The 9,697-nt window shown below is 47.0% G+C and carries 7 protein-coding genes; 3 read left to right on the plus strand and 4 right to left on the minus strand.

What is annotated here, in order from left to right; translation table 11 throughout:
• Positions 1-104: 104 nt before the first annotated feature.
• Positions 105-908, plus strand: coding sequence for a ThuA domain-containing protein (locus ACYVGO_RS14625; protein WP_460969897.1), 804 nt, complete (start codon positions 105-107; stop codon positions 906-908).
• 153 nt (positions 909-1,061) lie between these two features.
• Here the strand turns inward: ACYVGO_RS14625 and ACYVGO_RS14630 are convergent, their stop codons facing one another.
• Together ACYVGO_RS14630 and msrA are read right to left on the minus strand one after the other, a co-directional pair.
• Positions 1,062-2,270, minus strand: a complete 1,209-nt coding sequence (locus ACYVGO_RS14630) for an MFS transporter (RefSeq protein ID WP_460969898.1) — start codon at positions 2,268-2,270, stop codon at positions 1,062-1,064.
• An 85-nt stretch (positions 2,271-2,355) separates the two neighbouring features.
• A complete protein-coding gene (gene msrA, locus ACYVGO_RS14635) occupies positions 2,356-3,018 on the minus strand; it encodes a peptide-methionine (S)-S-oxide reductase MsrA (protein WP_142775013.1) in 663 nt (220 codons plus the stop codon).
• A gap of 112 nt (positions 3,019-3,130) precedes the next feature.
• On the opposite strand from msrA, the gene ACYVGO_RS14640 reads away from it, so the two are divergent.
• Positions 3,131-3,979 (plus strand): AraC family transcriptional regulator, encoded by an 849-nt coding sequence (locus ACYVGO_RS14640; protein WP_460969899.1) that lies wholly within the window; start codon positions 3,131-3,133, stop codon positions 3,977-3,979.
• Between the two features lie 61 nt (positions 3,980-4,040).
• Here ACYVGO_RS14640 and ACYVGO_RS14645 read toward each other — a convergent pair whose 3' ends face one another.
• Together ACYVGO_RS14645 and ACYVGO_RS14650 are read right to left on the minus strand one after the other, a co-directional pair.
• Positions 4,041-5,609 (minus strand): RagB/SusD family nutrient uptake outer membrane protein, encoded by a 1,569-nt coding sequence (locus ACYVGO_RS14645; protein WP_460969900.1) that lies wholly within the window; start codon positions 5,607-5,609, stop codon positions 4,041-4,043.
• Between the two features lie 35 nt (positions 5,610-5,644).
• Complete coding sequence (locus tag ACYVGO_RS14650) at positions 5,645-8,875, minus strand: SusC/RagA family TonB-linked outer membrane protein (protein WP_142775010.1); 3,231 nt, start codon at positions 8,873-8,875, stop codon at positions 5,645-5,647.
• 326 nt (positions 8,876-9,201) lie between these two features.
• Here ACYVGO_RS14650 and ACYVGO_RS14655 point away from each other — a divergent pair, with 326 nt between their 5' ends.
• Positions 9,202-9,426: an ATP-binding protein gene (locus ACYVGO_RS14655; RefSeq protein WP_460969901.1), complete on the plus strand. Its 225-nt coding sequence runs from the start codon at positions 9,202-9,204 to the stop codon at positions 9,424-9,426.
• Positions 9,427-9,697 lie beyond the last annotated feature (271 nt).

Below are 9,697 nucleotides of genomic sequence, written 5' to 3' on the forward strand. Positions count from 1 at the left end.
TATGAAAAAACCTGATGTCTATTAGACGTAAGTTGACGAAACCAATTACTTTTCAGGCTACAATTTTAACCTTGTTAAGCGCTCCAGCCCAATCGCCAAGTCAAATGAACATCCGTTTCGTAAACTATTTTCCTCGCGTTCTTATAGTCAGTTTTTTATTCGTTGGATTAAGCTACTCCACGTTTGGGCAACTAAATAAACCTCGATTTCGGGTTGTGGCTATTGCCGAAAAGAACGGGGGTGTTCATGCACCTTTTGTGGCCGAAGCAAAAAAATGGTTAGATCAGCTCGCTTTAGAAAACAAGTTTACGATTGATTATATCGACAATACCGAACCGATCAATGATGCTTTTCTGGCGAATTACCAGTTATTTATTCAGCTGAATTACCCCCCTTACATGTGGACGGATATCGCTAAAGAAGCATTTCAGAAATACATCGTAGAAGGCAAAGGAGGTGGGTGGATTGGTTTTCACCACGCGTCCTTACTGGGTGAGTTTGATGGCTACCAGATGTGGCCCTGGTTTTCAGAATTTATGGGTGGCATTCGTTACAAGAACTACATCGCCACTTTTGCGAAAGCAACCGTTCAGGTAGAAGCAAAAAGCCATCCGTGTCTGAAAGGAATACCCGCCACATTTGAAGTGGAGAAAGAAGAATGGTATACTTATAACAAGAGTCCACGCCCGCATGTGAAGGTGCTGACTATTGTTGACGAAGCAACTTATGAGCCAGATTCAAAGATAAAAATGGGGGGCGATCACCCCGTGATCTGGTCAAACGAACACATGAAGGCCCGGAATGTCTACATCTTCATGGGGCATCATCCTGATCTGTTTAAGAATGACGCGTTTGTGAAAATCTTTCGGAATGCTATTTTCTGGGGAGCAGAGAAAGGTAAACAATAAACAGGTAGACTTGAGGCTGAACTAGGGAACGTCCGTTTAGCATTTTGTAAATCAGATAGGTGGGTACCCCTGATTTTGTACGCTTTTTAGGTGCTGTTGCAACGGCTACTGTCATGGGTTGAGGCTTATGTTTGGCTAACAATACTACGCACTTTAAAACAGTTTTACTACGCGTGATAATCCTGCCGAAATCAGCAAAATAACGGCTACAAATCCCAATCCATAATAAAGACCAAAGGCTTCGGATACGAACCCAATAACGGGTGGACCTGCCAGGAAACCGATAAAACTAAACGTAGCAAACGTAGCCAGACCGGCGGCTGGCGGAATACCCGGTACACGCATGGATGCACTATAGAGAATGGGCGCGCCTAACGAACAACCTGCCCCCAGCAAGGCAAACCCGATCAGTGCCGTTGGCGGATAGGGCAGAACTATTGCGAAGACAAGGCCCGATGCAGCCAGTAAACTCCCCAACTGAAGCCAGCGTTTCGCACCAATTCTGGGAATGATGGCATCACCAAAAAAGCGTAAGCTGGTCATCGTTAATGAAAAAGCGCCAAAGCCTAAAGCCGCAATCTGGCTGCTGGCACCAATCGTTTCGTGTAAGTACACGGCGCTCCAGTCCAGTGCTACGCCTTCGCCCATGGCCACGGCCAGCCCAATTAAAATCATTAGGAATAAATCCAGATTGGGCCGAACAAACGAAGAGCCTGCTTTCTCTCCCGATTCGGTTCGGCTACTTGAGGGAATAGCAGTTAGAGATGGCTGAAGGAGAAATGTAGCGAGCAGTACCAGACCAGCCATAATCCCCATATGCACTTGGGGCGATACATGGAGTGCAATCACAGCACCAGCTATACCGGAACCGAGCAAGCCTCCCAAACTCCACATCCCATGACAGGACGACATGATGGCAATACCTTGTGTACGCTCAACATTTGTAGCACAGGTATTCATGGCTACGTTAATGAGGGCGCTGGATAGTCCCAATAAAAATAGGCCAAAAGCCATAACGACCGTATTGGGCGCATTAATAGGAATACAAACGGCCAGCGTTATTCCTACCGCCGACCAAAAACAGGCGCGTGCTTCACCAAGCTTGGCAATTATCCAGCCCGTCATTGGATTCATAATAAGTAATCCAACGGGCATGGCAAAAAGTGTCAGGCCCAACTCAGCATCGGAAAGGTGCAGTTTTTCTTTTACATGCGGAATGTGTGCCACCCAGCTACCAAACAGGATGCTGTCGCAAGCGAATACTAATCCAACAGCCAGCGCCTGTCGATTCTGGAAAAATGCGAGCAGGTGCTGTACAAAGTGATTCAGGTTGAGCCGATTTAAGGAAGCCGTTGTATTCATAATGCAAAAATAGCCGGTCGAGACCGGCTATTTTTGCAATCTATTAGCTGATATTAATGCTGTATTGACTTTTTTAGGTCAGCATCTAATCAATCATAGTTAACGCTGTATTATTTTTAAGATGACCAACCATAGCTTTTCGTAGTTTTTCAACCTTTGGTAACGATACGCTCTGTATGTACGGCTGGTTAGGATGCAGCGCGAAATAATTCTGGTGATAATTTTCGGCCGGATAGAAAACAGTAATCGGCGTCACTTCTGTTACTACGCGATTCGCGTAATGTTTCGATTCATTCGTACGCTTGATCGCTTCCATAATTTCAGCTTTTTCTTCCGGGGTTCGGTAGAATGCAACCGACCGATAATCTCGACCAACATCGGGCCCCTGACGGTTTAGCGTGGTGGGATCGTGACCCGCAAAAAAGGCATCCAGCAATTGAGAATAGCTAATTACTTTCGGATCGTAATAGACCTGCACTGATTCGGCATGGCCGGTTTCGTCAGTTCCAACCTGTTCGTAGGTTGGATTTTTAACGTTACCACCGGCATAACCCGAAATCACTTCCCGGACGCCTTTGAGTTGGTTCATGCCTTCTTCCAAAGCCCAGAAGCAGCCACCGGCAAAAGTAGCAACGGCCTCACCGGGTTTGAGGGCAGGGAGTTTAGCGGGCGTATAGTCTTTTGACTGACCTTGTGCGCAACCTGCCAGCAGGAGCAGACTAAGCGCATATAAATGAATTCGTTTCATGCTATTTTCGGATTGGATACTGTTACTGTATAAACGATGAAAAACCTTCCGCGGTTTCCTTCTGGTGAAATGTGATACATTCGTGATAAAGAAGTTGTGGCAAGACCCTTTTATGAAACTTCAATTCGAAAAAATAGAACCCGAGGCTGGAAGTTCCTTTCGGGTGATTCATAATACAGAGCCGGAAACCTGTCGTGTATACTGGCACTATCATCCAGAGTATGAAATCGTATACATTCCATTTGGTAACGGCCAACGACGGGTAGGCACAAATGTATCCTGTTATGAACTAGGTGAACTGGCATTTATCGGCCCTAATTTACCACACCTCAATTTCAGCTATGGTAAAGAAGGTCAATATGAGGAAATTGTGGTGCAAATGCGCGACGATTTTATGGGAGAATCATTTCTGCAAAAACCAGAATTAGCTGCCGTCAAACGATTGTTTGAGCGAGGGCATACAGGTCTGACATTTGGTGCCGGTACTAAACAGCAGGTAGGGCCGTGGTTGGAGGAATTGCCCGGCCAGCCACCCTTTGAGCGTTTCCTGACATTACTACGGGTATTACATGAACTGGCTGATGCTCCCGATGCGGAACCCCTGCATGCCAATGGTGTTCGGTTCGATCTGAACCCGAAGGAGCAGGACCGTATCAATCGGGTTTGTCAGTATGTGGAACTGCATTATGCCGAACCTATAGATATGAATACCGTAGCTGATCTGGCCAGCCTTACAGTGCCGGCCTTTTGCCGGTATTTCAAACGCATGACTCACCTCACGTTTACAGATTTTGTTAACGAATACCGTGTGAATCAGGCCCGTCGACTGTTATATTCAGCCAGGACAGTGGCGGATGTGGGGTTTTCGGTAGGGTTCAACAACCTATCTCATTTTAACAAGACATTTCGGGCCATCACGGGCCAAACGCCAAGTGCTTATCGGAAAGCGTTGGTAGGGTAATCATAAAAAAACTCCCCACCTAAAGCTAGATGGGGAGTTGGGTTTGTCTTACTTAACTTAATTAAACACCTGGATAACCCGGATTCTGAGTTTTCAGATTGGGGTTATTTAACAATTCCTGCCTAGGAATAGGAAGCAGCAGATGCTTTTCCTGCAAAGGCTGATTATTTGAACTTGGATTTATGTGTCCAACGAAAGCATCGAAACCATTTGTTTTATCGTTGTACACTTTCCGTAGACGAACCATATCGAACCAGGTGATCTGCTCGTAGCACAGTTCGTGCCAGCGCTCCCGCCAAACGGCTTCCCGGAAGGTAGCCTGCGTGAACGTTCCCAGTGCGGGTGTAGTCAATTTTGCACGGTCACGAATACGCTTCATTGCGTCGTATGCGGCCTGCGTTGGTCCACCCACTTCATTTTGCGCTTCGGCATAAATCAACAGCGTTTCGGCGTAACGAATCTGTGGTACGTTCAGGTTGTTCTGCCGAGAACCCGCCACGCCCGACGTACCGTTTGAGGTCCGGTTGAAGTGCTTAAATACGTAAGGCGCTCCTAAAGCAAATGGTGCCCCGTTCCCGTTGGTATAATACGTCGTGTAGAAGTATCCTTCCTGATCCTTAGCCCGTAAATCGCCTGGTTCGTATGAATTGTAAAAACTAGGCACTGGAACTGAGCTACCCGTTCCACCAGGACCATTATAGGTTACTGGTTTAAAGTTTGGGTAGAAATTGTCCATTGGGTTACCAGCAACAGTTGTGTTATACTGGAGTTGGAACAGATGCTCTATACGGTTCTCGGTACTTTCGCTATGGACATCGTAATAGGTCGTAAATAGGTTGATCGTACCGGGATTCGCATTGGCGTAAGTAATCACTTCAAGCGCTTTGTCGGCAGCTAGCTTGTAGTGCGATGCTCCTTTGCTAAGTGGAAAGCCCGCCATCGTCAGATACACTTTAGCCAACTGCGTTTTGACCGCGGCTAAGTTAGCCCGTCCGCTTACGTCCATCCAGGCCAGACCAGCCGCTTCAGCGGCAACCAGGTCGTCGACGATTAGTTTATACACATCTTCTTTAGACGTACGGCCCGGTTGAAAATCGGTGGAAACGGCCGTTTGCGGCTTCGTAATCAGGGGGATATCGCCCCATAATTGAACGGCCGTAAAATAGGCTGAAGCCCGCAGAAACCGTGCCTCACCCAGAATTTTAGTCTTCTGAGCCGCATCCATCGGGGTAATTCCAGGCACTTTTTCAATCACCTGATTCGCATTGGCAATTACCCGATACAGGCCATTCCAGTAGTTAACCACGTGTGCCGTATTGCCATCGTGTACTAACCCATAGAGGTTATTGAGGTCAGAGTTTTGTGCGGTTTCCGTTGTGGAAGTTCCTGTTATGGCTTCCAGCAACTGCCAGTTGCTGGAGAAGATACCTGCCCCGTCGCCCATAAATCGCAGGCTGGCGTAAACCGATGCCAGAGCCGATTCGGCATGGTCAGGAATGGTATAGAAACTCTCAGGAGTCAGGTTTGATGGAGCCTTTTCCTTCAGAAAGTCCGTACAGCCAATAGGGCCGGTAAGGGCAAATCCACAAAGTAAGGCCCGGCTTATATGTTTTACAAGTGTATGTCTCATACGATGAAAATCAGTAAGTTAAATGCGTTTTTGTATTACAGGCCAATCTGAAGACCTACCAGATAGGTAGTTGGTTTTGGATAGTTGTGCCAGATTTGACCCTGCGAGAAGGCGCTACTATCATTCCCCTGGTTAGTAGGCGTTACTTCTGGATCACCAATAATTGGATCATCGACCAACAGGAAGAAGTTCTGCGCCGAGGCATATACACGGAGCCGGTTCAGCTTCAACCTACTTGTGACCGCAGGCGGTATGGTGTAGCCCAGCAGCAGATTTTTACCCCGCAGAAATGAGCCATCCTTAACCCAGTGGCTATCTACGTTGGTAATATAGCCCGCCTGGGTACCCCGAACTTGAGCAATCATGGTATTCTGATTGGTTGGCGTCCAGGCATTCAGTACAGATGTATAGCTGTTCGCCAGCGCCTGCCGGTCTTCACTTGGGTGCAGGTTCATGAGCATTACCTGATTGCCGTACATATACTGCAGTTCAAGCGTAGCGTCGAAATTGCCCAACTTGAAATTGTTGGTCAAAGCACCCCAGCCTTTGGGGCTGCCATTACCAATAATGCTCCGGTCAGCATCAGTAATCGCTTTGTCACCATTTACATCTAAGTACTTGATATCGCCTGGCAGAATGGTAAATCCACCCCGATAGCTGGTAAATTTAGCTGCTTCTTCGCGCTCGGCTTCACTCCATGTACCTAAACGGGTCAGACCCCAGAACGCTCCAACAGACTCGCCAACCCGAATGACATTGGTCTGGTTCGTGAAGTTAGGACCACCCACGCCGAAGATGTCAGATGGTGTTGCCAATGACAGCACTTTGTTGCGGTTCAGGGAGATATTAAACGTTGTGTTCCAGGTAAAATTCCCCTTGTTAACGTTCACGGAATTCACACTAAACTCGAAGCCCTGATTCTGCATCGATCCCACGTTCCGACGAATAGTGGCATAACCGCTGGTGCGTGGAACAGGTGCATCAAGCAGCATGTCGGTCGTTAGACGGTAGTAGTAATCCATTTCTACATTAACCCGTCCTTTGAAGAGGCCAATTTCTAAGCCAACGTCCGTCTGTGCCGTTTTTTCCCAGCGCAGATCGGGGTTAGCTAAGCGGTTGATACCGGTTCCACTAACTCGTGTGTCGTTATAAATAGTCGCGTAGGTGGAGCTAAGCAATGACAGAGACTGGTAAGGTGGAATCTCCGAGTTACCAGTCAGACCATAGCTGGAACGTAATTTCAGGTTCGAGATAACCGCGTTGCCTTTCAGGAAGTCTTCTTCCGAAATACGCCAGGCTAAAGCCGCCGATGGGAAGAAAGCGAACTTGTTGTTTTCCCCGAATTTAGACGAACCATCGGCACGACCTGTTGCTGTAAACAGGTATTTATTTTTGTAGCCGTAGTTAATCCGACCGAAGTAGGAATTAAAGGCAAAACGCGATGCATCTGAACCAACAGATGGGTTGGTAGCACCAGCGCCTAAGTTATTGAAGCCAAAGTAATCGGTAGCGAAGCCGCTAACGGCACCATTCATTCTGAACGCGTTCGTTTCCTGCCATGAGATACCCAATAAGCCAGTAAATGAGTGATCCTGGCCAAATTGCTTATTGTAGGTCAGGTAGTTCTCCAGCGACCAGAACGAAGTCCGGGTGTTTTGAGTCGACGCGTTACCGTTGCCGCCAATGTTTAGCGTACGGGTTTGCGACTGGTTGACTTCCTGTGTTTGGACGTTTGCACCTAAAACGGTCCGCATTTCCAGTCCTTTAGCCAGGCTAATGTTGGTGTATAAGCTTCCCAGGGTCGTCTGGGTATTCTGAATGTACTTACGATCCATCAGGCGGTGAACTGAACTCATTGTTCCCTCTGCGAGTGGATAATCGCGGTTTTCAGCGAAGATACCTGTATCTGGATAGCGTACAGGCAGGAACGGAAAGTCTTCCACAATTTGCCGGGCAACGGCGTCATTAATATCCACCAGATTTTCAGACTGGTTGTTGTAACTCAGCGTACCACCGATTTTGAGCCAGCTTTTTACCTGATCGTCAATAGAGAAGCGGCCAGAATACCGTTTCATGTACGATGTTTTGATAAGCCCCTGATCGTCCCGATAGTTAAGCGAGAGCGAATACTGAGTACGCTCATTACCACCACTGAAACCCAATTGATGGTTTTGGGAAATTGAATTCTGTGATGATTCTTTGAACCAGTCGGTATCGTATAGCGGATTCAGATTGGCATCAAAAACGCCTGGGTGGGCGGCACTGAATGCTTTCCGTCTTACGATAGGGTCGTACTGTGTATATTTACCAGCGGCCCAACCTGCAGGATCGAATTTGGCCATGTTAGCGTAAGCCAGATCTTCAGTAGCTAAATACTGTTTTGCATTTAACACCTGTGGCTTGTTTGGACCAATGGTATTTACACTGAACTGCGTGTCGTAAGTAACGCGGCTTTCACCGGCTTTCCCTTTTTTGGTCGAGACCAGAATAACACCATTCGCGCCCCGTGCTCCATAAATAGCCGTCGAAGAAGCATCTTTCAATACTTCAACATTCACGATATCGTTCGGGTTAATGTAGTCGATTGGGTTACTGAACTGATCGCCGGTACCCTGTGGAAGCATAACACCGTCGACTACATAAAGTGGGTTGTTCGAGGAGTTAATTGAACTAAATCCACGAATCCGGATGGTAGTACGCCCTCCAGGACGACCTGAGTTGTTGTTTACCTGTACGCCCGGTAGTCGACCTGAAAGTTGCTGGTTCAGCGAAGGGGCTGGCCGCTCCAACAGTTCAGCCTCTTTAACGCCAGAAACAGCACCCGTCAAATCCGATTTTTTTGAAGTACCATAACCGATAACGACAATCTCATCCAACACCTTGCTGTCTGCCTTTAGGCTAACGTTGACAGATGCTTGGTTGCCAATGCTCACTTCCTGCGAAACATAGCCAACAAATGAGAATACGAGTGTAGATGTACCATTAGGTACGTCCAGTTTGTATCGACCGTCAGCATCCGTAACGGTACCACGCTGCGTTCCTTTCAGAATAACACTTACACCCGGTAAAGCTTCACTTTTTTCATCAGTAACCCGACCGGTCAGGGTTCGGTCTGCGGTCAGGGCGGGGCTGTTTTCTCGCGGATTGTAGTTCGATGGATTCTTAGCGTAACTAGCGCTAAGACAACAGAATGCCAGCAGAAGTTGCATACTCGATACACTGAGTAACCTGCCGAACATGACTCGGAGAGGTAATTTGTTTTTCATAAAATGATCACTTTGGAGTGAACGTTTAGGTTTGAACGGAAAAAAAATAAGACACCAGTCAGATTATACTGAAAAACTACTCAGCAGTTAATAACTACTCATGTAGATTAGAAAATAATTAAAAGATGGTTAACGGGATATTAAAAAATAATAGAAAGCAGGAGAGTCAGGACGTAAAAGAGCAAAGAGTAGGATAATCTATGAGAATAGTAGGCTTGAAGTAAGATGTATAAAAGTCTAACCTGTTAATATTCTGCCAATTACTTACTGGAATTGGTAAGGTTTGTAAGTATTTTCCGTATGATAACATCTATCGATGCCAACTTATGCCATTGTCAGATGCGATCAAGTTCTCACCCGCCAATACAGGGCACGTCAGGGCCTGTTTACACCTGGGCGACACCTGGGCCGATAGTCGTGCTACCGACAACGGGGTTGGCATTGAACCGGAGGTGCAGCAACTGATCTTTGAAAAATTTTATCAGGCAACTAGTCAAACCGTTCGTAAACCAAAAGGGAGCGGTCTGGGTTTGGCGATCTCGAAAAAATAATTGACTTACATCATAGGCAACTTAACGTTATCAGTACACCCAGATAGGGCGCACAAGTTGTATGCTCGTTGCCCATACAACTAGATTGATTTGTTGAAGGGAAGGGATAGCGCTTTCGTGTTGAATCAGGAATGAGAAAGCACTACCTTCCCCGTTCAGCTACTTATGGAAGTACTAATTGTTGACGACGAGCCGGATAGTCTACTCTCGCATACCGACAAGTGAAAGCGTAGGTCTTGATTTACGGCAAGAGCCGTGCAGCTTCTCGTAC

The sequence above is a fragment of the Spirosoma migulaei genome (assembly GCF_054776855.1).